This window comes from Pandoraea iniqua (assembly GCF_902459685.1).
GTDB lineage: Bacteria > Pseudomonadota > Gammaproteobacteria > Burkholderiales > Burkholderiaceae > Pandoraea > Pandoraea iniqua.
In genome coordinates this window covers 274,927-299,304 of the sequence record NZ_CABPSF010000004.1, presented here as the reverse complement: position 1 = coordinate 299,304, position 24,378 = coordinate 274,927, and the positions used below count along the sequence as shown (strand labels likewise).

The window sequence follows — 24,378 nt, the reverse complement described above, 5'->3', positions numbered from 1 at the left end:
CGCATGGTTGACTATCCGGGGGCGTCAGACGTCGTCTTTGGACCCCATCGCGCTCAATCGGCGATGTGGATCTGCGTGCCGGCGTCGGCGATCACCTGCGCCATCGCGGGGGGCACCGCACGGTCGGTGAACAGCGCATCGATCTGCGACAGATGGCCGAGCCGCACCAGCGCGGGACGGCCGAACTTGCTGTGATCGGCGGCCAAAAACACCGTGCGCGAGTGCGCGATGATGGCCTCGGCCACGCGCACTTCCCGGTAATCGAAGTCGCGCAGCGTGCCGTCGGCATCGATGGCGGAGATGCCGATGATGCCGAAGTCGACCTTGAACTGGCGGATGAAGTCGAGCGTGGCTTCCCCCGTCACCCCCTGATCGCGGGCGCGCACCACGCCGCCGGCAATGATGACTTCTGCATCGGGATAACCGCTCATCATCGCGGCGACATGCAGGTTGTTGGTAATCACGCGCAGCCCGCGATGACGCGACAACGCGCGCGCCACGGCTTCGGTGGTAGTGCCCAGATTGATGAACAGCGAGGCGTGATCGGGAATCTGCTCGGCGAGACGCGCGGCGATGCGATGCTTTTCGTCGGCCAGTTGGGTCTGACGCGCATCGTACGCGTCATTCTCGGCACCGCCCGGCAGGCCCACGCCGCCGTGGTAGCGGCGCACCCACTTCAGTTCGGCCAGAAAGTTGATGTCGCGCCGGATCGTCTGCGGCGTGACGTCAAAGCGTACGGCGAGTTCGTCGACCGTGAGAAAGCCGTCGCGGCGCACGGCATCGAAGAGCGACTGCTGACGCGGGTTCAGCGACGCCTGTCCGGCGTCCTGCGCCACGGTCGCAACATCGGAAACATCGACGGATTCGGTAGGAGACATCGGCACGCGCGAAGAGAAAGCCATCGTGCGCCCGGAGCGGGCGCACGTTTGCCGCCATCATACCGCGCAGTACTGTGACACCACAGTGACAGCCGCAAGACGTTTGGTAGGTGCGCCGTGAATCAGAGGCACTGCCGCACGGCGTCGGCCAGCGATTGCGAGCCGGTCGAGCCCAGATAGAGCGACCCTTCGCTGCCGGGTTTGTGCGGTGCAAGATCGAGAATCGCGAGCACGCCCTCGTCTTTCGACGACAGTTGCAGCGTCTGCCCGGTGCCGGCCTTCGTGCGATCGATACGCGCGTAAGGCAATTGCTTCTTCCAGAGCCTGGCCGTGCAGGCACTCACGCGGGTGAGGGTCTTTTTGGACGACCCTTGCCAGACGGCACCGTTGTTTCTGGCGTCGGCGATGGTGTCGCGGTAGGCGGGTAACGTCTCGACTTTTACATTTTCCGGTGCAACGTCGGCGACGCTGCCCACGGGCGGATCGTCGTGCGCCTGTATCGGAGCGGTCTGTGCACAGGCGGCGAGCAGTGCTGCCGCGAGCCACGCCGAGCCCACTGCCAGAGCACCCCGCCCTGACGCGCGCACCCCGCGACGAGGCGCGACGAGCGTCGCGCCGGTATTGGTTTTAGTGCCCCACTTCATGCCCCGCTCCACGCTGGCCATGCCACCGCACACGTTGCGCCGGGCCTGCAAATACAGGCAACACCGAGGGCGGGCGTGGCGACAGCTTCGTATCTGGTCTCGGCGCCGATGGCCGACGCTCACGTGATGCTGGGCATCCGTGACGGGCCGTGGCTCGCGCCGTTATGTTCGTTGAATTAACTTCGGTATTGCTTCGGTATTGCTTAGATACTGCTTTGGAATGCCCGGTATCGGTACGTGCACGTCCGGAATCTTCGGCAATGTAACGCATAGGACGACGCACCGCCGGCTGGCGCTCATCTTACTCGTGTTATTCATAGCATGGCAATTCGCGCAATGCGCGGTGGCCCGAATCGCGTATATTGCTGGTTTCTGTCACACTGCGCCGCGCCGCCTCGGGGCTGACAACACCCCCCGAGAAAACGCAAGATCCAGCACGTGAGACCCCGCCTCGCCGGTCTCCGGACAAACCGTCCGGCCGGTCGGTCCGCCATAAGCGGACGCCTTGGCGGGCCACGCTCCGGCCCAGCGCTGCGGCATCAGCCCGTGACTCCGTCCAACCTATTCCGACCATCCCGATTGCCATGTCCAGCAATGCGCAAGCCCCGATCATCGTCATCGCCCCCGATTCGTTCAAAGGTTCGCTGAGCGCGCCCGAAGTTGCGCGCGCGATCGCGGCCGGCATTGCCCGCGTGCTACCGCAGGCCGAGATCCGGTTGCGGCCGATGGCCGACGGCGGCGAAGGCACGCTCGAGGCGCTGCTCTCCGCAGGCGGGCGTCGCGTGCCGCTGTCGGTGCGCGGTGCCGGTCAGGCATCGGTCACCGCCGAGTACGGCGTCATGCCGGACGGCACGGGCGTGCTCGAGAGTGCGAATGTCGTGAGCATCACCGATCCGGTGGGCATGCAAACGCCCGTGGCCGAGCGCTCGACCGTAGGGCTGGGGGAACTGTTGCGTGCGCTGCTCGATACCGGCGCACGCCGCGTGCTGATCGGTCTGGGTGGCAGCAGCACCAATGATGGTGGCGCGGGCTTGCTGGTAGGCCTCGGCGCCCGTCTGCTCGACGAAGCGGGTGAAGCGGTGCCGCCGGTGCCGGCCGCGCTGCACCGTGTGGCATCGATCGATCTGAACGGACTCGATGGCCGTCTGAAGGACTGCGAACTGATTGCGATGTCCGACGTGAATAACCCGTTGAACGGATCGCAAGGTGCGACGGCGATTTTCGGGCCGCAGAAAGGTGTGAGCGAGTCGCAAGTCGAACCGCTCGACCGCGCGATTGCGCACTTCGCCGGTCATGCGCACCGCGCGTTCAACGCCAATGAGGCAGCGAGCCGTGCCGGTGCCGGTGCCGCCGGTGGTCTGGGCTTTGCGCTGCATCTGTTGGGTGCGCAGTTCCGCTCCGGTGCCGAAGTGGTCGCCGAACGTGTTGGCCTGCCGCAAGCGGTGGAAGGCGCCGACTGGCTGATTACCGGCGAAGGCCGCAGCGATGGTCAGACGCTCTCGGGCAAGACGCCGATGATCGCCGCACAAGTCGCAATCAAGGCCGGTGCTACCGCCTCGTTGCTCTCGGGTGCCATCGACCGCACCGCACTGGAGAGCCTCTCGCGCGTGTTCTCGGGATGCTTCTCGCTGACCTTCGGGCCGACCACGCTGGAAAAGGCGATCGCCGATGCTGCCGGTCTGCTGACCGACAGCGCCGAGCAGATGGCGCGCTTGCGCTATACGCACAAGGGCTAAGTCCGGCGACGCGCTCAACTGGGCGCGTAGCAGACGGCTTCGATGTTGTGCCCGTCCGGGTCGATCACAAACGCGGCGTAGTAGTTAGGGCCGTATCGCTCGCGCAGACCGGGGCCACCGTTATCGGTGCCCCCTGCTGCGACGGCGGCCCGATGGAAGGCGTCGACGATACGCCGCGCCGGCACACGAAACGCCACGTGCAACGCGGGCCGGTTCGGTGTGCCGCGACTGATCCAAAAATCGGGGTGGCCGTTCTCGCCATACCCCGCGATATCGGTGTTTCCCGTCACCTCCGCCGACTTCTCGGCAATCAGCGAATAGCCAATCGCCGCCAGTGCGTCGCGATAGAACGCGCGGCTCCTCGCGAAATCGCTAACCATCACTTCCATGTGATCGATCATCCGAACGCTCCTTGTCAGTCAGAAATTTGCTGAACGGCAGTGTTAACGCGCATCGGGCACATCAGGCGCATCGGGCGCAATACGCGCAATACGCGCACGAAGTCGCGGCGTCACAAAATCGAGAAATGCGCGCAGCTTGAGCGGGAGCGGTGTCTGCCCCTTGTGCACAAGACTGACCGGCAGCGGCGCCGATTCGAAGTCATCCAGTACCACGCGCAACGTATCGTCCTGCAACGCCTGAGCGACCTGATACGACAGCACCCGCACAAGCCCGACACCGAGCACGGCCGCCGAGATGGCCGCCTCCGCCGTGTTGACGGCCAAGCGCGAATGAATGGGAATCGACTGCTCACGTCTGCCCGCACGGAACACCCACGCCCGTCGTGACGCCAGCACCTCGAATGTGATGCAGGCATGGCCCGCAAGTTCACGCGGCTTTGTCGGTATGCCGTGGCTCGCCAAATACGCCGGACTCGCGCAGATCACCCGCCGCACCGAGCCGATCCCTGCCGCCACCAGTGAACTGTCGGGCAACTCGCCGATACGCAACGCGACATCGGTGTGCTCGTCCATCAGATGCACGACGCGGTCGGTCAGCACCAGACTCACATCGATCTCCGGATATTGCGCGAGAAACTCGGCCAGCACCGGCAACACATGCAGGCGCCCGAAAACCACCGGTGCGGTAACCACCAGTTCGCCTTTCGGCGTGGCGTATTCCCCGGTGGCAGCGCGCTCGGCCTCACCAAGGTCTTCAAGAATCCGGCGGCACGCGGCCACATAAGAAGCGCCCGCTTCCGTCAGCGACAACTGGCGCGTCGTGCGGTGCAACAGCCGCGTTTTCAGATGCGCTTCCAGTTCCCCGACCTTGCGGCTGACGGTTGCCAGCGGCATGTCGAGCTGGCGCGCCGCCGCCGACAGGCTGCCCGCGTCGACCACGGCAATCAGGATGGACATCGACTCAAGCCGGTTCATGGACTCTACCGAATTTTGGAAAGATGATTCCCGATCGTGATGGATTCTCTCTCTGGATGCAAGCGCGTAGTGTTGCGGATAAGGGTTTAGGGCGTGCAACGGCGGAAGCAATAGCGTCGGCGCCGAGACCCATCCACCGATATCTCAGGAGCCCGCCGTGCGCGAACCTACTCTCCCAACACCGCCGCATTCCGCGCCCGAAATGGCGTCTCGCGGCAAGATCGTCATGATGGCAATCATCGCAGGCGCTGTCGTCACCAACATCTATTGCACGCAGCCGATCCTGCCGCTGATCGCCAAGAACCTACGGGTCGACCTGACGACGGTTGACCTCATCGCCGCTGCGGCGTTACTCGGTTTCTCGACGGGGCTCGCGCTGCTGTTGCCGCTCGGCGACCGTTACGACCGCCGCAAACTCGTGCTGACGCAGATTGCCCTCGCCTTCGTGTTTGCCGCAACGGCCGCCGTCGCGCCGGGCATCTGGGCGCTGATTGCTGCCTCGTTCGGGTTGGGCATCGTGAGTTGCGTGCCACAACAACTGGTGCCGTTCGCCGCAGTGATGTCGCCGCCGAGTCAGCGCGGACGTTCGGTCGGCACCGTCGTGAGCGGCATCATGGTCGGCATTCTGCTGGGCCGCACGATTGCGGGCGCAGTCGGAGAAGCGTACGGCTGGCGAGCGGTGTATGCGCTTGAAGCGGCGTTCATGATTCCGGTCTTCATCGCGGCGGCATCGTTGCTGCCGAAGGGCGTGCCGAGCACGAACCTGTCGTACGGCAAGTTGCTGGCGTCGCTCTGGCCGTTGATGCGCGATAACCGGCCGATTCGCGAATCGATGATCATCCAGTCGCTGCTGTGGGCCTGTTTCAATGCCTTCTGGGTGAATCTGGCGGCCTTGCTTGCGGACGGGCCGTGGCACCTTGGCAGCGCATGGGCCGGTGGCTTCGGCATCATCGGTGCGGCGGGCGCGTTCGCTGCCTCGTTCGGCGGCCGTGCGACCGACAAGATCGGGCCGCGTGGTGTGATCGCCGCCAGCATCGGCATCGTGACGCTGGCGTACGTGTTGCTGGGTGGCGCGCAGACCTCGCTGGCCTTGCTGGTGATTGGCGTGGTGGTGCTCGACATCGGCGTGCAGGCCGGGTTGGTGTCGAATCAGACACGCGCATTCGCCGTCGACCCGAAGGCACAAGGCCGCATCAACAGTCTCTACATGACGGCCACGTTCTTTGGCGGTGCCGTTGGCGCCACGGTCAGCGGCTGGTTGATGACGCGTTACGGCTGGACCGGCATCGTCTGGTTCGGTATCGCGCTGGGGGTGACGGCACTCGTCATCCACTGGCTCGGCACACCGCGCCGCACGGTGCGGGCGGGCGCGAGCGCGGAATGAACTGATTCACCGCGTCACACCATCAGATCCACAAACTTGTGCACGGGCATCGCTTCGAGTCGCTGTTGATCCAGCGCCACTTCGAGAATGCGAGCCTGTGCACGTGCCGCAAATCGGCGCGCCAGATTCGTCCTGAATTTTTCCACCAGCAGCGGAATCCCTTCGTCGCGCCGGCGCTTGTGACCGATCGGGTATTCGACGAGCACTTCAGGCAGCGTGGTGCCATCGTTGAACGTCACCGTCAGACCATTGGCAATCGAACGCTTGTCCGGGTCGTGATAGTCGCGCGTGAATTGTGGATCTTCGACGCAAACAATTTTGGCGCGCAGGGCATCGATGCGCGGATCAGCGGCCACGGCGTCTTCGTAATCGTTTGCCGTAAGCCGGCCGAACAGCAGCGGCACAGCCACCATGTACTGAATGCAGTGATCGCGATCCGCCGGATTCGCCAACGGCCCCTGCTTGTCGATGATCCGGATCGCCGCCGCATGCGTGCGGATGGTCACCGATTGAATCTCATCCGCGCTACGCCCCGCGTCGTGCAACTGCCGGTGCAGCGTCATCGCCGCTTCGGCCGCCGTCTGCGCGTGAAACTCTGCCGGGAAAGAGATTTTGAACAGCACGTTCTCCATCACGTACGACGCATAGGGCCGCTGAAACGTGAACGGCTTGCCCTTGAACAGCACGTCGTAGAAGCCCCACGTTTTCGCCGTCAACACCGACGGATAGCCCATCTCACCCGCGCGCGCCATCAACGCAAGACGCACCGCGCGACTCGTGGCATCGCCCGCCGCCCACGACTTGCGGCTGCCGGTGTTCGGCGCGTGCCGGTAGGTGCGCAGACTTTGACCGTCGACAAACGCCAGCGACAACGCGTTGATCAACTCGTCACGCGTAAGGCCGAGCATCTCACCGACCACCGCCGTCGACGCCACTTTCACCAGCACCACGTGATCGAGCCCGACCTGATTGAAGGAATTTTCAAGCGCCAGACAGCCCTGTATTTCGTGAGCTTTGATCATCGCCACGAGCACATGACGCATCGTCAGCGGGTTGCCGCCTTCCGCGACGGCCGTGCGCGAAAGCCAGTCGGCGGTCATGAGAATGCCGCCGAGATTGTCGGACGGGTGCCCCCATTCCGCAGCGAGCCATGTGTCGTTGAAGTCGAGCCACCGGATCATCGCGCCCAGACTGAACGCGGCCTGCACCGGATCGAGCTGATAGGGCGTGCCCGGCACCTTCGCGCCGTTCGGCACCACCGTGCCCGGTACGATCGGCCCAAGTAATTTAGTGCAGGCGGGGTATGACAGCGCTTCAAAGCCGCAGCCCAACGTGTCGATCAGGCAGTTGCGGGCGGTGTCGAAGGCGAGATCGCTGCGAATCTCGTAGGTGAGGACGTAGTCGACAATGTCGGTAATGACCTTGTCCGGCGCGGGACGCACATTCGAAATGCCAGCGGACATCGGCTGCCTCCTGTGGCTCGTGTGACGTTAGATCAACACCGCCCGGCACTGAAACCTCCGCAGCGGCGTTTCGTGATTCCCAATGATAAGCGGCTGACAAGCGCAACGCTTGCCAGCCGCCGAAACCCGCTACCGTCGTGGCGTTGCCGTCAGAACGCGTCGCCCGGAATCCGCACCCAGCCTTCCATTAACACGCGTGCGCTGCGGCTCATGATCGCCTTGGTGACCGTCCACTCGCCATCGACCTGACCGGCCTCGGCGCCCACGCGCAGCGTGCCGGACGGATGCCCGAACCGCACCGCGTTGCGCTCGCCGCCGCCTGCTGCGAGATTGACCAGCGTGCCCGGAATCGATGCCGCCGCGCCGATGCACACGGCCGCCGTGCCCATCATCGCGTGGTGCAGCTTGCCCATCGACAGCGCGCGCACCAGCAGATCCACGTCGCCCGCCTTCACCGCCTTGCCGCTGGACGCCGTGTAATCGGCTGGCTTCGCCACAAACGCCACCTTCGGCGTGTGCTGACGTTTGGCCGCCTCCGACACGTCCTTGATCAGGCCCATGCGAATCGCCCCATGGGCACGAATCGTCTCGAACATGGCGAGCGCCTTCGGGTCGCTGTTGATCGCGTCCTGCAACTCGGTGCCCCGGTAACCGATGTCCTCGGCATTGAGGAAAATCGTCGGGATGCCCGCGTTGATCATCGTGGCCTTGAAGGTGCCGACACCCGGCACTTCGAGATCGTCGATGAGATGCCCCGTCGGGAACATCGCCCCGCCGCCGTCACCCTCTTCTTCCGCGGCCGGGTCGAGGAATTCGAGTTGCACTTCGGCGGCCGGGAACGTCACGCCGTCGAGTTCGAAGTCGCCCGTCTCCTGCACCGCACCGGCCGTCATCGGCACGTGCGCCACGATCGTCTTGCCGATGTTCGCCTGCCAGATGCGCACGACGGCCACGCCATCGTGCGGCACGCGCGACGCATCGATCAGCCCGGCGCTGATGGCGAACGGCCCCACGGCGGCCGACAGGTTGCCGCAGTTGCCGCTCCAGTCGACAAACTGCTGATCGATCGACACTTGCCCGAACAGATAGTCCACATCGTGACCGGGCCGCTCGCTCTTCGCGATAATCACCGTCTTGCTGGTGCTCGACGTGGCCCCGCCCATGCCGTCGATCTGCTTGCCATACGGATCGGGGCTGCCGATCACACGCATGAGCAACGCGTCGCGCGCGGCGCCCGGCACTTGCGCCGCGGCGGGCAGGTCTTGCAGGCGAAAGAACACGCCCTTGCTGGTGCCGCCACGCATATACGTGGCGGGAATGCGAATTTGCGGCTGATGCGCCATCTCGTTTCTCCTCGGTGCTTCGCTTGATTCAGGCCGAAGCGCCCGCTTGCGACGATTCCAGAAAGTCCTGCGCAAAGCGTTGCAGCACGCCGCCCGCTTCATAGATCGAGACTTCTTCCGCAGTATCGAGACGGCAGGTCACCGGCACTTCCACGCGCTCGTCACGGCCGTTCTTATGGCGATGAATCACCAGCGTGAGATCGGCGCGCGGCGTGCGCTCACCAATGACGTCGAAGGTTTCCGTACCGTCGATGCCCAGCGTCTTGCGATCGGTGCCCGGCTTGAACTCCAGCGGCAGCACGCCCATCCCGACCAGGTTGGTACGGTGAATGCGCTCGAAGCCCTCGGCCACAATCGCCTCGGTGCCCGCCAGACGCACGCCCTTGGCCGCCCAGTCACGCGACGACCCCTGACCGTAGTCGGCCCCGGCAATCACGATCAACGGCTGCTTGCGCGCCATATACGTCTCGATGGCTTCCCACATGCGCGTGACCTTGCCTTCCGGCTCGATGCGCGCGAGCGAGCCCGCCTTGACCTGTCCGTCGACCACGACCATCTCGTTCTTGAGCGTCGGGTTGGCGAACGTCGCACGCTGTGCCGTCAGGTGGTCGCCACGGTGCGTTGCGTACGAGTTGAAGTCCTCTTCCGGCAAGCCCATCTTCGTCAGATACTCGCCTGCCGCGCTATCGGCCATGATGGCGTTCGACGGCGAGAGGTGATCGGTGGTGATGTTGTCGCCCAGCACGGCCAGCGCACGCATGCCCTTGAGCGAGCGCTCGCCGGCCAACGCGCCTTCCCAATACGGCGGACGGCGAATGTACGTGCTCATCTCGCGCCAGTCGTACAACGGGTCGGCACGCTCGCCGTTATCCACCGACGCGGCGAACATCGGCTCGTACACGCGGCGGAACTGCTCGGGCTTCACGCTTTGCGAAATGATGCTGTCGATCTCTTCGTCGCTCGGCCACAGGTCGGCCAACTTCACCGGGCGGCCGTTGCCGTCGACACCGAGCACATCCTTCTCGATATCGAAACGGATCGTGCCCGCAATCGCATAAGCCACGACCAGCGGCGGCGATGCCAGAAACGCCTGCTTGGCATACGGGTGAATGCGGCCGTCGAAGTTGCGGTTGCCCGACAGCACAGCCGTGGCGTACAGATCGCGCGCAATGATTTCTTTCTGAATCACCGGATCGAGCGCCCCCGACATGCCGTTGCACGACGTGCAGGCATAGGCGACGACGCCGAAGCCGAGTTGCTCCAGTTCCGGCAGCAGACCGGCGGCTTCCAGATACAGCGTGACGGCTTTCGAACCGGGCGCGAGCGAGCTCTTCACCCACGGCTTGCGCGCAAGGCCTGCGCGGTTGGCGTTGCGGGCGAACAAGCCGGCCGCAATCATGTTGCGCGGGTTGTTGGTGTTCGTGCAGCTGGTGATGGCCGCGATGATGACCGCGCCGTCAGGCATCAGGCCCGGCTCGTTCTCGACCTTGCCGCTGATGCCGCGCTCGGCCAGCTCGCTCGTCGGTACACGCTTGTGCGGGTTCGACGGCCCGGCGATGTTGCGCACGACGCTCGACAGATCGAACGTCAGCACGCGCTCGTACTGCGCACCGGTCAGCGTGTCGGCCCAGAGGCCCGTCTGCTTGGCGTAGGTCTCGACCAGTTCGACCAGCGCATCGTCGCGGCCCGTCAGCTTCAGGTACTTGATGGTTTGCGCGTCGATGTAGAACATCGCCGCCGTGGCGCCAAATTCAGGCGCCATGTTCGAGATCGTGGCGCGGTCGCCCAACGTCAGGTTAGCGGCACCCTCGCCGTAGAACTCCAGATACGCCGACACCACCTTCGACTTGCGCAGGAATTCGGTCAGCGCGAGCACGATGTCGGTGGCCGTAATGCCCGGCTGCGGCCTGCCCGTCAGTTCCACACCGACGATATCCGGCAGGCGCATCCACGACGCACGGCCCAGCATCACGCTCTCGGCTTCAAGACCGCCGACGCCAATGGCGATCACACCCAGCGCATCGACCATCGGCGTGTGCGAGTCGGTGCCCACGAGCGTGTCGGGATACGCCACGCCCTGACTCACCTGAACCACCGGGCTCATGCGCTCCAGATTGATCTGGTGCAGGATACCGTTGCCCGGCGGAATCACGTCGACGTTCTTGAACGCCTTCTTGGTCCAGTTGATGAAGTCGAAACGGTCTTCGTTGCGACGATCTTCAATGGCACGGTTTTTCGCGAACGCGTCCGGATCGAAACCGCCGCATTCCACTGCCAGCGAGTGATCGACCACGAGTTGTGTCGGCACGACAGGATTGACCAATGCCGGATCGCCGCCTTGCGCCGCGATAGCATCGCGCAGGCCTGCGAGGTCGACGAGGGCCGTCTGGCCGAGAATGTCGTGGCAGACCACGCGGGCGGGGAACCACGGAAAGTCCAGATCGCGGCGTCGCTCGATCAGTTGTTTGAGCGACTCGGTCAACGCCGCCGGATCGCAGCGGCGCACCAGATTCTCGGCAAGCACGCGCGAGGTGTAGGGCAGCGTGTCGTAAGCCCCCGGGGCAATCGCCTCGACGGCGGCCCGGGCGTCGAAGTAGTCGAGCGACGTCCCGGGCAGGGATTTACGGTAGTCGGTATTCATCATTTGTGAGGAAGTTATAAGTCCGGCAGGTCCGACAAGTCTGACAAGTCCGACAAGTCCGACGTTATGCCGGACAGCGCTCAGCGCTTTTCGATCGGCACGAACTTCTGATCTTCCGGCCCGGTGTAGTTGGCGCTCGGGCGAATGATCTTGTTGTCGATGCGCTGCTCGATAATGTGCGCGCTCCAGCCCGACGTGCGGGCGATCACGAACAACGGCGTGAACATCGCGGTCGGCACACCCATCATGTGGTAGCTCACGGCGCTGAACCAGTCCAGATTCGGGAACATCTTCTTGACGTCCCACATCACCGTCTCGAGACGCTCGGCAATGTCGTACATCTTCGTGTTCTGCTGATCCTTCGACAGCTCGTGCGCCACTTCCTTGATCACCTTGTTGCGCGGATCGCTCACGGTGTAGACCGGGTGACCGAAGCCGATGATCACTTCCTTGTTTTCCACGCGCGCACGGATGTCGGCTTCTGCCTCATCCGGCGAGTCGTAGCGCTTCTGAATCTCGAACGCCACTTCGTTGGCGCCGCCATGCTTCGGGCCGCGCAGTGCGCCGATGGCACCGGTGATGGCCGAATGGATGTCCGACCCCGTGCCGGCAATCACGCGCGCGGTGAACGTCGACGCATTGAATTCGTGCTCGGCGTAGAGAATCAGCGAGGTGTGCATCGCACGCACCCACAGATCGGACGGCTTCTCGCCGTGCAGCAGGTGCAGGAAGTGGCCGCCGATGCTATCGTCGTCGGTTTCCACGTCGATGCGAACGCCGTTCTGGCTGTAGTGGAACCAGTACAGCAGCATCGAGCCGAAGCTGGCCATCAGGCGGTCGGCGATATCGCGCGCACCCGGGATGTTGTGATCGTCTTTCTCCGGCAGCACCGTGCCAAGCACCGACACGCCGGTGCGCATCACGTCCATCGGGTGAGCCGCAGCGGGCACCGCTTCCAGCGCCGTCTTGACCGCAGCGGGCAGCCCGCGCAGCGACTTCAACTTGGCCTTGTAGCCCTTGAGTTCGGCCACCGTCGGCAGCTTGCCGTAGACCAGCAGGTAAGCGATTTCTTCGAATTCCGAGGTCTGAGCCAGATCCAGAATGTCGTAGCCACGGTAGTGCAGATCGTTGCCCGAACGGCCCACCGTACACAGCGCGGTGTTGCCGGCGGTCACGCCCGACAGGGCCACGGACTTCTTGGGCTTGAAACCGGTTGCAGTCGTCTCGCTCATGCTTTCCTCCAGATCAGGGATTCGGTTATTTCTGTTGTGCGAACAGGGCGTCGAGCTTCTGTTCGTAAGCGTGGTAGCCGATGCTCTCGTAGAGCTCGGCGCGCGTTTGCATCGTGTCGAGTACGGCCTTTTGCGTGCCGTCGCGACGAATCGTGTGATAGACGTTCTGCGCCGCTTTATTCATCGCGCGGAACGCCGACAACGGGTACAGCACCAGACCGACTTGCGCGCTCTTGAGTTCTTCGACGGTGAAGAGCGGCGTCGAGCCGAATTCGGTGATGTTGGCCAGCACCGGCACCTTCACGGCATCGGAGAACTGGCGATACATCGGCAGTTCGGTCATGGCTTCGGGGAAGATCATGTCTGCACCGGCTTCGACACACGCACACGCGCGATCGATCGCCGCTTGCAGGCCTTCAACCGCCAGCGCATCGGTGCGCGCCATGATCACGAAGTTCTCATCCGTGCGGGCATCGACGGCAGCCTTGATACGGTCGACCATTTCCTGCTGGGTCACGATCGCTTTGCCGGGACGGTGGCCGCAACGCTTGGCGCCGACCTGATCTTCAATGTGCATGGCGCCTGCGCCGAACTTGATCAGCGATTGCACGGTGCGCGCGATGTTGAATGCCGACGGGCCGAAACCGGTGTCGACGTCGACCAGCAGCGGCAAATCGCACACGTCGGTGATGCGGCGCACGTCGGTCAGCACGTCATCGAGTGTGGAAATCCCCAGATCGGGCAAGCCTAGTGAACCGGCAGCGACACCGCCACCTGACAGATAGATCGCCTTGAAGCCCGCGGCTTTCGCCAGCAAGGCGTGATTGGCGTTGATCGCGCCGACAACCTGCAACGGTTGCTCGGTCTTGACGGCCTCGCGGAAGGCGGCGCCGGCCGAACGAATGGTATGCGTCACTTGAGTCCCTCGGTCGTGTTGCGCCCGATCGCAGGCGCGGTGAGTGTGCGTTGATACGTGCGGTTTCCGCTTGAAGCGGTGGATATTTCTTAAGTAGCGGCTTGTAGATAGCAATGGGCGTGCCAGCGGGCAGCCCCCAGCGCGACGGCGATTCTCGCGACGCCGCTAACACATTCATTTAGCAGCGGAAATTTGGCGCGCTTGTGACGTTTACATCAAGTGCCGCGAGGCTCGGTCTGTCTTGGGAATACTTCACGCGTCGCAATCGGTTTCATTTTGAAACACAAAATGGAACATTTTCGACATCGTGCTACGATAGCGCGATTCGTTTCAGGGCGATAGCGGGATGTTGGGTATCCCGTCCCGCGTCGCCAAGTCACTCAGGATCTGCGCATGCCAGTCTCCCCCTCCGACCCGTCCCGTTTGCCGCTTGCGTTGTCGCGATCGGGCATCGCGTTGCCTGCCACCGCCGTGCGCAAGCCGGTGATCTGGGCGGTCGGCATCAGCAAGCTCGGCGAGTTGTATCGCGACATCGTTCCCGACTACGCGGCGCAGGCCGACGTGGAGATCATCGACAAGGGTTACGAAGCCGTGATCGAAGCGCTCGAGCGGCTGCCCGCAGGCAGTGTCGACGGCATTGTTGCGGCAGGCTCGAACGGCGCCTTTCTGCGCGAGCGTGTCGCGTTACCCGTGGTGCTCGTCAAAGTGACCGGCTTCGACGTGATGCATGCGCTGGCACGCGCACGCCGCGCACTGCCTTCGACGTCACCCGCCTCGCGCATCGCGCTGGTGTCCTATGCACGCCCTGCGCCGGAATTCGAGCGCTTCAAGCATGCCTTCGGCCTCGACATTTCGCAGCACGCCTATCTCGACGCGCACGATGCGGACGACCTTGTTCACCGTCTGCGCGATGAGGGCGCGGAAGTCATCGTCGGCCCCGGCCTCGTAACCGAACTCGCCGAGCGCGCGGGCCTCACGGGTGTGTTTCTGTATTCGCAGGACTCCGTTCGTGCCGCCTTCGACACTGCGCTTGAAGTGGCCCGCTTCGGACGCATCGAAGCGCAACGCCGCGAGCGGCTCGACACGGTGCTGCGCCATCTTCGGGAAGGCGTCGCCGCGGTCGATCTGAACGGACGCATCGAAGCGATGAACGCGTCGATGGCGGGCATGCTGGGCGTGACGGTTGCCGATGTCGTCGGCCGGCCGCTGGACTCGATTGCCCCCGGGCTCGACATTTCGCGCACGCTGGAAAGCGCGAGCGCGGAATTGGAGGCGATCGTTACGATGGCCGGCAAGACATGGGTGGTCAACCGCATTCCCCTGCTCGATCAGGGCACGCTCACGGGCGCACTGCTCACTTGTCAGGATTCACAAGCCTTCGCGCGGGTGGACCGCTCACTGCGCTCACGGCATCGGCCACGCCATCTGGTGGCACGCTACCGGCTCGACGATCTGATTGGCGACTCGGCGGCCATGACACAAGTGCGCGCCCTCGCACGCCGCTATGCACAAACCGATTCGACCGTGCTCGTGCATGGCGAGAGCGGCACCGGCAAGGAGTTGCTGGCGCAAGGCATTCATAACGCGAGCCGGCGGCGCGACTACCCGTTCGTCGCGATCAATTGCGCAGCGTTTCCCGAGACGCTGCTGGAGAGCGAGTTGTTCGGCTACGAGGACGGCGCGTTCTCCGGCGCACGGCGCGGCGGCAAAGCGGGGTTGTTCGAGACTGCCCATAACGGCACGATTTTCCTCGATGAAATCGGCGAAATGCCGATGCCGTTGCAGACCCGTTTGTTGCGCGTGTTGCAGGAACGGGAAGTGCTGCGACTGGGCGCCAACGAACCGATTCCGTGCGACGTCCGGGTGATTGCTGCGACGCACCGCGATTTGCGCCAGCAAGTGGGCGCCGGCGTGTTTCGCGAGGACTTGTATTACCGACTTAACATCCTGCGCATGGTGCTGCCGCCGCTGCGCGAGCGCATGGAAGATTTGCCGCGCCTCACGCCGCTGTTTCTCGAACGGGCGCTTGCACGGGCAGGGGCGCGCATGAGCGTCGATGCGCTGCAAGCGTCGCTGTTGCCGTTGCTCGCCATGTATCGCTGGCCGGGCAATGTGCGCGAGTTGGAGAATCTGCTGGAGCGTATTGCGGTGGTGTGTGCCGACGTCGTGAATGCGCGCGAAATCAGCCGTGCGAGATTGATCGAGATTGCGCCGGAGTTGGGCGGTGCGGCGGAGTCCGAGACTTCGCGGGATTTGCAGGATGTTTCAAAAACGAACGGTGGCCGGGAAATACGTGCAAACGCAGATCAGGCGAACGCGCCTGCTGAGGCGCCGCTGACCGGCCGTGAACGCCGCGCTGCCGCCGAACTTGAGCGCATTCACACGACGCTTGCCGCCTGCGGCGGTGACCGCATGGCGGCATGCGAAGCGCTGGGCATCAGCCGTTCGACGCTGTGGCGCAAACTGCGTTAATGCTGGTGGCGGATACGCTCCCACATATCGTGCCAGTCGAGGCGTTTGTGCTCGGGGCCTGACTCGTCATGGTGCGTCACCCAGAAGTGATCTACGAGCATGCCGATCGCGAACCCCACCAGTAGCGCTACCAGCATCATCGAGACATTGATCATGGACATGGCAACCTCCTGTCGATCGGAATGTCGATTCCATTCTAGTCAAGGGTTGCCCCGCCTGCGACGTCATTTATTCGATGCCAAGGCATGAAAAAAGCGGGCTCAGTTCACGACTGAGCCCGCTTTTCGTCAGCTTGCCTGCGTCGGCGCCCGAAGCGCCGTCAAGCCTTACCAGGTCGCGATCAGCGCACCCTTGAACTGCGTCTTGATAAATTCCTTCACTTCGTCCGAGTGGTAAGCATCGACCAGTTGCTTGACCCACGGCTTGTTCAGGTCTTGCGCACGCACGGCGATCAGGTTGGCGTACGGGCCCTTCAGGTCTTCGATGGCGATGGCGTCACGTTGCGGCACCAGACCCGCTTGCGCAGCGAAGTTCGTGTTGATCGACGCGGCGTCCAGATCCGGCAATGCGCGCGGCAGTTGGGCGGCTTCCAGTTCGACGATCTTCAGCTTCTTCGGGTTTTCGGCGATGTCCAGCGGCGTGGCGTTCTTGCCTTCGAGGCCAGCGCGCAGCTTGATCAGACCTTCCTTCTGGAGCAGCAGCAGCGCGCGGCTGCCGTTCGACGGGTCGTTCTGGATACCGACCTTGGCACCGTTGGGCAGGTCCTTCAGCGACTTGTACTTCTTCGAGTAGAAGCCCAGCGGCGACACGTACGTGAGGCCTGCGGTCACGAGCTTGTAGCCACGGTCTTTGACTTGGCTGTCCAGAAACGGCTTGTGCTGGAAGCCGTTCGCGTCGAGATCGCCGGCGTCGAGCGCGGCGTTCGGTTGGGCGTAGTCGCTGAATTCGATAATCTTGATTTCGAGGCCGCGTTGATGGGCCACTTTCTTCACGACTTCGAAGATCTGCGCATCCGAGCCGGCCATGGTGCCGACCTTGAGGGGCTTGTCGGCCGTTTGGGCCGAAGCGCCGAGCGAAGCGAGCGCAAACGTTGCGCCGATGAATGCGTTGATCAGTTGACGGGACAGCATGTTCGATTTCTCCTTCGATGCTTGTTTGACTTATTGGAACCTGTTGGGTCGCAAGGGTCGTCTGCGCGGTGTAACGGCTGCGAGGTGCCGTCACAGGTGCCAGCGCGCGGTAGCGCCTGTTCCCCCTAAGGTCAGCCGGCAGCAACCCAGACCCCGGATGCTGCCATAGATAGGGGTTAACGCGAAATACATTATCGGCATTTCGATATCCCTTGCCGGTATCGATAGCGCAGGCAAATCACGGGGAAGGGGGCACGAAGCATGGCGCAACGCGCGGGCACAAAAAAACGCCCCTTCGGAAAACCGAAGGGGCGCTTCGCCGGGAGAACAGCCTGATCACGGGCCGGGGGGGTGGCACGGCTGACGGTAACACCGGCAGCCGGTCGCGTCAGGAACCGACGAACAACCTGCCAAACTCGCTAGTCAACTCGATCTCTGGACAGATCCCGCACGCGCTGTGCCGAACGCGTGCGGGCCCGCCACCGCCACTGACTCAGGGGCACGGCTCTTCGCCGCCCTGGCCATTCATCGAACATCCACCGCCGGCGCCGACATTGCCCGGGCCACCGAACGCGGAGAGTCCACCGCCGCCCGCCGCCCCGCCCAAGCCACGCCCGCCGGGGCCGGCAACACCACCGCCGCCGCTGCTGCCGCTCGCGCCGATGCCGCCGCCGGAGCTGCCCCCGGAGCTACCACCACCGGAGCTGCCGCCGGAACTGCCACCTGAGCTACCGCCCGAACTGCCGCCTGAGCTACCGCCTGAACTGCCGCCCGAACTGCCGCCTGAACTACCACCTGAGCTGCCGCCAGAGCTGCTACCGCCGGAGCTGCCGCCACTGGAGCTGCCGCCCGAACTGCTACCTCCCGAGCTGCTGCCACCGGAGCTACTGCCGCCGGAACTGCTGCCACCGGAACTGCTTCCGCCTGAGCTGCTTCCGCCTGAGCTGCTTCCGCCTGAGCTACTGCCGCCAGAGCTGCTGCCACCGGAGCTGCTGCCATGACTGCCGCAACCGCAGCCGCCGCCAATCCCGACACCGCCGGGGCCTGTGCCGGTCCCTGTTCCGGTGCCGCCAAATCCGCCGAGGCCGCCGAAGCCGCCATTGCCGATACCGCCACCGCCGCCGAAGCCGATGCCACCGCCTCCGCCGCGCCCACCGCCGCCGCCACCGGCCGCATAGGTTGCATTGATCGCAATTCCGCAGAGCATCACCGCTGCTGCTGCACTGACTAATGTCGCCTTGAACCCGTTCATGGTCCCCTCCCCGCGCACGCGCACGACTCACTTCGGAACACACCCGACCCCGCCAAAAGGTCCGGCATTACGGCGTGAGCGCAGCTACGAAAAACGCGGGCAATACTGGGCCGGCCCGTGCACAAATGCACAGGAACCCCTTGCCAACAGCCTGCGGAAATCCGGGTTGGCGCTTCGCCATACACGCTCGATGTACGCGAATTTCGTGCCAGAGCACTCAACCCATTGATTTATAAGGAACTAATAATTAGATTTGCGAGACATCGAAGGTCGATGTGCAGAAAGTGTTTCGTTCATGAAACGCTTACAACCAGCGCCCCCGTCAAACCGGCCGGTTTTGCCTGCCTGTTTTCGCATGAAGCCCGCATGAATGCTGGATTAGCGCGGCATGACGGCCGAATGGTCACGTCCGTGGCGCGCGATACACCGTGCGTGCCTCGCCGGGCCGGCGCGTGTGACCGGATCAGGCGCGAACGCGCTCCCTCGCTTCACGCAACAGCGCCTGTGGCGGCTTGCCCAGTGTGCGAACAAACGCACGGCGCATGCGCTCTTCGTCGCCGAAGCCCGTGATGTCCGCCACCCGCGCAATCGACGCTTCGCCGTCTTCGAGCAGCGCCTGCGCCGCTTCGAGCCGCAACTTTTCAATGGCCTTGGCCGGCGTGAGTCCGGTCTGCAACGTAAATTCACGGCTGAAATGGCGCGCGCTCCAATGCACCTGCGCGGCCAGTTGCTCCACTGACAACGGTTCGCGCAAATGCTCACGGGCATAGGCGAGTGCCGTGCGTACCCGATCCGAATTCGGTTCCAGCGTAGATAACGTCGAGAACTGCGACTGCCCGCCCGTGCGCCGGTAGTGCACGACCAGTTGGCGCGACGCCTCCCGCGCCACGTCACCGCCAAAATCCGCCTCGACGAGTGCCAGCGCCAGATCGACGCCCGCGGTCATGCCAGCCGAAGTCCACACGTGGCCGTCATTGATGAAGATGCGGTCCTCTTCGACGATCACCTCGGGATAGTTCTGCGCAAGCGCATGGGCCTGCCCCCAGTGCGTCGTCGCGCGCCGCCCGTTGAGCAGGCCCGTGTCGGCCAGCACAAAGGCCCCAGAACAGATACTCGCCATTCGCCGCATACGCGGCGCCACCCGACGCAACGCCGCGATCAACGCCGGCTCGGTCGGCATCACGATCGTCGCCCCCGCCACCAGCAGCGTGTCGAAGCGCCGCCGGCCGAGCGCCTCGGTCGCCACGGAAATCCCTGCCGAATCGCGCACCAAGCCCCCCGACACCGAGACAACGCTCACGTCGTAGAGCGGCGCCGGCCGCCCGAAATTGGCGATCTCGAACACAGACATCGCGGCGAGCGAAATCATCTGAAACCCCGGATACACCACCAACCCGATACGTAACGCCATGGCTGACAACGTGCCGGGTGCGTGCCGGCGCGAGAGATTGCAATGCTTTCGATTCTAGTCGGCGCGGCGATTCAGCGGCGGACAAAAATGTCCTGAAAAGTGGCTTTCCTGTCATTTGAGACATTGGCAATCGAGACCACACTGAAGTCATTGGCCAGCGTCACGTATCAACCCCACCAAGGCAGTCGATACCCCCACGCGGCCAACGCACTCAGTCAATGACTCATTCGCATAGGAAATTCGTCATGTCTCACGCTACCGTCAACACCACAGCTATCCCCTCAACCGCACCGGGCACCGCCCTCGTCACCGGCGCGTCTTCCGGCATCGGCGCGATTTACGCCGACCGCTTGGCGCGTCGCGGGCACGATCTGATTCTCGTGGCCCGCAGCACCGACCGCCTGCGCGAGGTTGCGCAACGCATTCAGGCCGAGACCGGCCGCCACGTCGACATCCTCAGCGCCGATCTCGGCACCCGCGAGGGACAAGCGCGAGTGGAAGCCCGCTTGCGCGAAGACGCCCGCATCGACACGCTCGTCAACAACGCCGGCTTTGGTGCCGTTGCGCCGCTGCTGCAAGCCGACGTCGAACAGATGAACACGATGATCGACGTCAACGTGACCGCCCTCACCCGCCTGACGTATGCCGCTGTGCCGGGCTTTGTCGCGCGCGGGCACGGCACGATCATCAACATCGCGTCGATTGTCGCCATCGCCCCCGAGTTGCTCAATGGCGTCTACGGCGCAAGCAAGGCCTTCGTGCTCACGCTGTCGCAATCGCTGCATCACGAGTTGGCGGATAAGGGCGTGCGCGTGCAGGCGGTTCTGCCCGGCGCCACGGTGACGGAATTCTGGGATGTCGCAGGCAAGCCGCATGGCGAGTTGCCGCAGGAATGGCTGATGTCGTCGCAAGATTTGGTCGACGCCGCGCTGGCCGGACTCGATCAGGGCGAAATCGTCACGATTCCGCCGTTGCAGGACGGCGCCGAGTGGACCGCCCACGAAGCGTCGCGCCGTTTGCTGTCGCAGCACCTCGGCCATGGCACACCGGGCGCGCGGTATGGCGTGAAACGCGCCGCACTGGCGACGGCTTAAGCACCCGGCAAAGGCACCGTTCAACCCGCCTCGATCAACTCGGCCGACGATTCGCGCAGACAAGCGGCAAAGAGTTGCGCGGCGGGTGTGGTGGTGTCTTCGCGCCAGTACAGGATCGCCTCGCCCAGCGGGGCCAGCGGTGGCAGCGGCAGCACGCGCATGCTGCCCCGCTGCACATAACGGCGAGCCAGTGACAGCGGCAGGATCGAGACGAAGTCGCCGCCACGCAGCAGCGACAGATTCAGCGCCAGCGAACTCGATTCGATCGCCGGATGGTGCAACGTCACGCCGTGCTCGGCGAGCATTTCGACCATCGTGGCGAAGGCGGGCGAGCCGCGCATCGGGGTGATCCAGCGCACGTCGTGCAGGTCGTCCCAACCGACCACCGTATCGGGGCCGCCCAGCGCGTGGCGGGCGCCGACCACAAACACGAACGGCTCGTGATGCAGCGACTCGTGGCGCATGACCGGCAAATGCCCGGTCACGCGATTGCGTCCCAGCGCGAGATCGAGATTGCCCTCGTCCATCATCTTGAGCAGCCGGTCGAGTGTGGCTTCGACAAATGAAAACGAAGCGGTCGGCGCACGTCGCGTGAACAACTCCACGGCGTGGGCGATGAGCGGTTGCGGAATCGTCACCACGGCACCGAAGCGCACGTGGCCTGCCGTCCCGGCGGTCAACGCACTCACATCGCGCCGCGCAAGTTCGATCTGCCGCAGAATCTCCGTGCCGCGCTCCACGAGTACGCGCCCGATGCCCGTCAGTTCAACCGCGTTGCCGACCCGCTGCACGACCGGTGCGCCCAGCGCCTCCTCCACTTCCGCAATCTGTTTAGAGATGGCCGGTTGCGTCACGTGGAATGCTGCGGCCACCCGCGTCACCTGACGCAACTCGCCCAACGTCACCAGAATGCGCAGATGGCCGAGCTTCAGGCCACTGCGAAAGAAGCGCTCGATGGTGTTGTCGGTCGTTGCCACGGCAGATGCCTCGCGAGTTCGGTGAGCGCCGCCCCTTGGCGGCAAGAAAGAGCCCAAGCGCCGACATCATAACCAAACGGTAATGCCACAGGGTGAAAGTGTGATTTGCGGCGAGCGCGTGCCTGACATTACCCTTTCAGCGAGCAGCGCTGTCGCGTAAGGCGTTTGACGGCATTTAGCGGATGTCCCCCACTTCCCGGGCGCCGCCAAAGCGTCAAGCAAACCGCCTCACCTCGCATAACCTGATGCGCGAGCGCCACGCTGCCAGATAACTCGACGTGCCCTACGGCACGCGTCCACGGAGACAACACCCATGAGCACGTCCCTGAGCGGCGGCGCAAGCCTTGCCGTCGACCCGCTGCAACGCGATGCGTTGTATCGCAAGCTGACCTGGCACATCATCCCGTTCCTCTTTCTCGCCTTCATCGTCGCCTACATCGACCGCGTGAACGTGAGCTTTGCCAAGCTGGAAATGCTCGCCGACCTGTCGCTGTCCGAGACGGTCTACGGCGCGGGCGCCGGCGTATTCTTCCTCGGGTATTTCATTTTTGAAGTGCCCAGCAATCTGATCCTGCATCGTGTGGGCGCGCGTATGTGGATCGCCCGCATCATGGTCACGTGGTCGATCATCTCGTGCCTGACCATGTTCACGCAGGGGCCGGTGTCGTTCTACGTGCTGCGCTTCCTGCTCGGTGTGGCGGAAGCCGGCTTCTTCCCCGGTATCGTGCTGTATCTGTCGAAGTGGTTTCCGTCGAGCAAGCGCTCGCAGATCATCGCGCTGTTCATGGTGGCGATTCCCGTGTCGGGTGCCATCGGCGGCCCGTTGTCCGGGTGGATCATGCAGCACTTCGGCGGCCTGCACGATCTGGCCGGCTGGCAGTGGCTGTTTCTGATCGAAGGTCTCGCTTCGCTCGTGGTCGGCATTGCCGCGTTCTTTGTGCTGCAAGACCGCATCGAAACCGTGAAGTGGCTCTCTGCCGACGAGAAGCACATGCTCGCCGCCGACCTCGCCGCCGATGACCGCACGCGCGCGCATCACAGCGTGCGGCAAGTCTTCGGCAGCGGCAAAGTGTGGATGCTCGGCCTGCTGTACTTCTGCATCGCCATGGGCAACTACGGGCTGGTGTTCTGGCTGCCGACGATGATTCGCGCGGCGGGGGTCGCCAACCTCGGCAATATCGGGCTGCTCTCGGCAGTGCCCTCGCTGATCAGCGCGGTCGCGATGATTCTGGTCGCACGTCATGCGGACCGCCGTAACGAGCGCCGCCTGCACGTCGCCATTTGCTGCCTGCTGGGCGCGGCGGGCATGCTCGCATCGGTGCTGCTGGCACAACATCTGTGGTGGTCGATGGCAGCACTCGTCGTGGCCGCCATCGGCATCAACTCCATTGCGCCGGTGTTCTGGGGCATTCCCACGGCGATGATGGGTGGCGCCGGCGCTGCCGCTGCCATTGCCCTGATCAACTCGACCGGCAATCTCGCGGGCTTCGTCAGCCCGTACGTCATCGGTTTTCTCAAAGACAGTACCGGCCAACTGCTGCCGGGCATGATCGTGCTGGCGTGCGCGTTGGTGGCAGGCGCCATCCTCGTGATGACGCTCAAGCCGCAACGGAGTCACGCATGAGTTTTCCCGTTTGCCTCGTCACCGGTGCCGCCACCGGCATCGGTGCCGCTACCGCCCTGCGCTTCGCCCGCGACGGCTGGGCCGTGGCGATCAACAACTTCGACGACAGCACGCGTGATGCCGCCGAGTCCGTGGCCGCGCAATGCCGCGACGCCGGTGCGCAGACACTCGTCGTCGATGCCGATGTGGCGGATGATGGCGCCTGCCGCCGCATGGTGGCGCGTGTGGCCGAGCAGTGGGGGCGTCTCGACGCGCTCGTCAACAGCGCCGGCACCACGCGTGTGATTGCGCACAGCGATCTCGAAGCGATCGATGCCGACGAGTTCGAGCGGATTTATCGCGTGAATCTCATCGGCATGTTCCAGATGACGCGCGCTGCTACGCCGTTGCTGCGCGAGAGTGCGGCGGCGGGCCGGTCGAGCACCGTCATCAACATCTCGTCGCTGGCGTCGCTCAATGGCACGGGGTCGTCGATTGCCTATGCGGCGTCGAAGGGAGCGGTCAACTCGCTGACGCTGTCGCTGGCGCGCAATCTCGCCCCGCAGGTCCGCGTGAATGCCATTGCCCCCGGCATGGTCGACGACGGTCTGCTGCGCCGCGTGCTGGGCGACGAGGCCTACGGGCGCGTGGTCGACGGCATGCGTGAGAACGCGCCGCTCAAGCGGGTATCGCAACCGGCGGAAATCGCCGAATTGGCGTGGTTCCTCGCCGCCCATGCGCCGGCCATGACCGGACAGGTGCTCGCGATTGAGAACGGCTTGCTGCTCAATACCTGAGCCTGCGCACGCCTGAGCCCCCGCTCCCA

General features: G+C 64.1%; 20 protein-coding genes. 6 read left to right on the top strand and 14 right to left on the bottom strand.

Annotated elements, in window-relative coordinates; translation table 11 throughout:
- Nucleotides 1-53: 53 nt before the first annotated feature.
- Both PIN31009_RS17015 and PIN31009_RS17010 read right to left on the bottom strand, forming a co-directional pair.
- Nucleotides 54-878 (bottom strand): DeoR/GlpR family DNA-binding transcription regulator, encoded by an 825-nt coding sequence (locus PIN31009_RS17015; RefSeq protein WP_425495494.1) that lies wholly within the window; start codon nt 876-878, stop codon nt 54-56.
- Nucleotides 879-1,000: 122 nt separating this feature from the next.
- Nucleotides 1,001-1,522, bottom strand: a complete 522-nt coding sequence (locus PIN31009_RS17010; protein WP_150791056.1) for a hypothetical protein — start codon at nt 1,520-1,522, stop codon at nt 1,001-1,003.
- A gap of 584 nt (nt 1,523-2,106) precedes the next feature.
- Here PIN31009_RS17010 and PIN31009_RS17005 point away from each other — a divergent pair.
- Nucleotides 2,107-3,258, top strand: coding sequence for a glycerate kinase (locus PIN31009_RS17005; RefSeq protein WP_150791055.1), 1,152 nt, complete (start codon nt 2,107-2,109; stop codon nt 3,256-3,258).
- A 14-nt stretch (nt 3,259-3,272) separates the two neighbouring features.
- Here PIN31009_RS17005 and PIN31009_RS17000 read toward each other — a convergent pair whose 3' ends face one another.
- Entirely contained in the window at nt 3,273-3,659 is a 387-nt protein-coding gene (locus PIN31009_RS17000; RefSeq protein ID WP_150791054.1) for a VOC family protein, read from the bottom strand.
- 42 nt (nt 3,660-3,701) lie between these two features.
- A complete protein-coding gene (locus PIN31009_RS16995) occupies nt 3,702-4,634 on the bottom strand; it encodes a LysR family transcriptional regulator (RefSeq protein WP_150791053.1) in 933 nt (310 codons plus the stop codon).
- A gap of 202 nt (nt 4,635-4,836) precedes the next feature.
- On the opposite strand from PIN31009_RS16995, the gene PIN31009_RS16990 reads away from it, so the two are divergent.
- Complete coding sequence (locus tag PIN31009_RS16990) at nt 4,837-6,018, top strand: MFS transporter (RefSeq protein WP_150791149.1); 1,182 nt, start codon at nt 4,837-4,839, stop codon at nt 6,016-6,018.
- 14 nt (nt 6,019-6,032) lie between these two features.
- Here PIN31009_RS16990 and PIN31009_RS16985 read toward each other — a convergent pair whose 3' ends face one another.
- From PIN31009_RS16985 to prpB, 5 genes are all read right to left on the bottom strand, one after another.
- Nucleotides 6,033-7,481, bottom strand: coding sequence for a bifunctional 2-methylcitrate dehydratase/aconitate hydratase (locus PIN31009_RS16985; protein ID WP_150791052.1), 1,449 nt, complete (start codon nt 7,479-7,481; stop codon nt 6,033-6,035).
- 149 nt (nt 7,482-7,630) lie between these two features.
- Entirely contained in the window at nt 7,631-8,824 is a 1,194-nt protein-coding gene (prpF, locus tag PIN31009_RS16980) for a 2-methylaconitate cis-trans isomerase PrpF (RefSeq protein WP_150791051.1), read from the bottom strand.
- A 28-nt stretch (nt 8,825-8,852) separates the two neighbouring features.
- Nucleotides 8,853-11,465: a Fe/S-dependent 2-methylisocitrate dehydratase AcnD gene (acnD, locus tag PIN31009_RS16975; RefSeq protein ID WP_174997256.1), complete on the bottom strand. Its 2,613-nt coding sequence runs from the start codon at nt 11,463-11,465 to the stop codon at nt 8,853-8,855.
- An 80-nt stretch (nt 11,466-11,545) separates the two neighbouring features.
- Complete coding sequence (gene prpC / locus PIN31009_RS16970) at nt 11,546-12,697, bottom strand: bifunctional 2-methylcitrate synthase/citrate synthase (protein ID WP_150684668.1); 1,152 nt, start codon at nt 12,695-12,697, stop codon at nt 11,546-11,548.
- A gap of 25 nt (nt 12,698-12,722) precedes the next feature.
- Complete coding sequence (gene prpB / locus PIN31009_RS16965; RefSeq protein ID WP_058378019.1) at nt 12,723-13,613, bottom strand: methylisocitrate lyase; 891 nt, start codon at nt 13,611-13,613, stop codon at nt 12,723-12,725.
- Nucleotides 13,614-14,006: 393 nt separating this feature from the next.
- Here prpB and prpR point away from each other — a divergent pair, with 393 nt between their 5' ends.
- Nucleotides 14,007-16,085, top strand: a complete 2,079-nt coding sequence (gene prpR / locus PIN31009_RS16960; RefSeq protein ID WP_246185723.1) for a propionate catabolism operon regulatory protein PrpR — start codon at nt 14,007-14,009, stop codon at nt 16,083-16,085.
- Here prpR and PIN31009_RS27950 read toward each other — a convergent pair.
- The 4 genes from PIN31009_RS27950 to PIN31009_RS16940 all read right to left on the bottom strand — a co-directional run bounded on the left by PIN31009_RS27950 (nt 16,082) and on the right by PIN31009_RS16940 (nt 19,878).
- Nucleotides 16,082-16,246: a hypothetical protein gene (locus PIN31009_RS27950; RefSeq protein ID WP_157125726.1), complete on the bottom strand. Its 165-nt coding sequence runs from the start codon at nt 16,244-16,246 to the stop codon at nt 16,082-16,084. The two genes, prpR and PIN31009_RS27950, sit on opposite strands and share 4 nt — an antisense overlap.
- Before the next feature lie 165 nt (nt 16,247-16,411).
- The gene (locus tag PIN31009_RS16955; protein ID WP_058378018.1) at nt 16,412-17,215 is read right to left on the bottom strand and encodes a MetQ/NlpA family ABC transporter substrate-binding protein; all 804 of its coding nucleotides are present in this window, start codon (nt 17,213-17,215) and stop codon (nt 16,412-16,414) included.
- Nucleotides 17,216-17,708: 493 nt separating this feature from the next.
- Nucleotides 17,709-18,467, bottom strand: coding sequence for a hypothetical protein (locus PIN31009_RS28095; protein WP_217426809.1), 759 nt, complete (start codon nt 18,465-18,467; stop codon nt 17,709-17,711).
- A gap of 463 nt (nt 18,468-18,930) precedes the next feature.
- Entirely contained in the window at nt 18,931-19,878 is a 948-nt protein-coding gene (locus PIN31009_RS16940) for a GlxA family transcriptional regulator (protein WP_150684671.1), read from the bottom strand.
- Between the two features lie 245 nt (nt 19,879-20,123).
- On the opposite strand from PIN31009_RS16940, the gene PIN31009_RS16935 reads away from it, so the two are divergent.
- A complete protein-coding gene (locus PIN31009_RS16935; protein ID WP_150791049.1) occupies nt 20,124-20,972 on the top strand; it encodes an SDR family NAD(P)-dependent oxidoreductase in 849 nt (282 codons plus the stop codon).
- A gap of 20 nt (nt 20,973-20,992) precedes the next feature.
- Here the strand turns inward: PIN31009_RS16935 and PIN31009_RS16930 are convergent, their stop codons facing one another.
- Entirely contained in the window at nt 20,993-21,949 is a 957-nt protein-coding gene (locus PIN31009_RS16930) for a LysR family transcriptional regulator (RefSeq protein WP_150791048.1), read from the bottom strand.
- Nucleotides 21,950-22,262: 313 nt separating this feature from the next.
- Here PIN31009_RS16930 and PIN31009_RS16925 point away from each other — a divergent pair, with 313 nt between their 5' ends.
- Both PIN31009_RS16925 and PIN31009_RS16920 read left to right on the top strand, forming a co-directional pair.
- On the top strand, nt 22,263-23,573 hold the full coding sequence (locus PIN31009_RS16925) for an MFS transporter (protein WP_150791047.1): 1,311 nt from the start codon (nt 22,263-22,265) through the stop codon (nt 23,571-23,573).
- Entirely contained in the window at nt 23,570-24,349 is a 780-nt protein-coding gene (locus tag PIN31009_RS16920; protein ID WP_150791046.1) for an SDR family NAD(P)-dependent oxidoreductase, read from the top strand. Before PIN31009_RS16925 ends, PIN31009_RS16920 begins: the two co-directional genes overlap by 4 nt.
- The last annotated feature ends 29 nt before the right edge of the window (nt 24,350-24,378 follow it).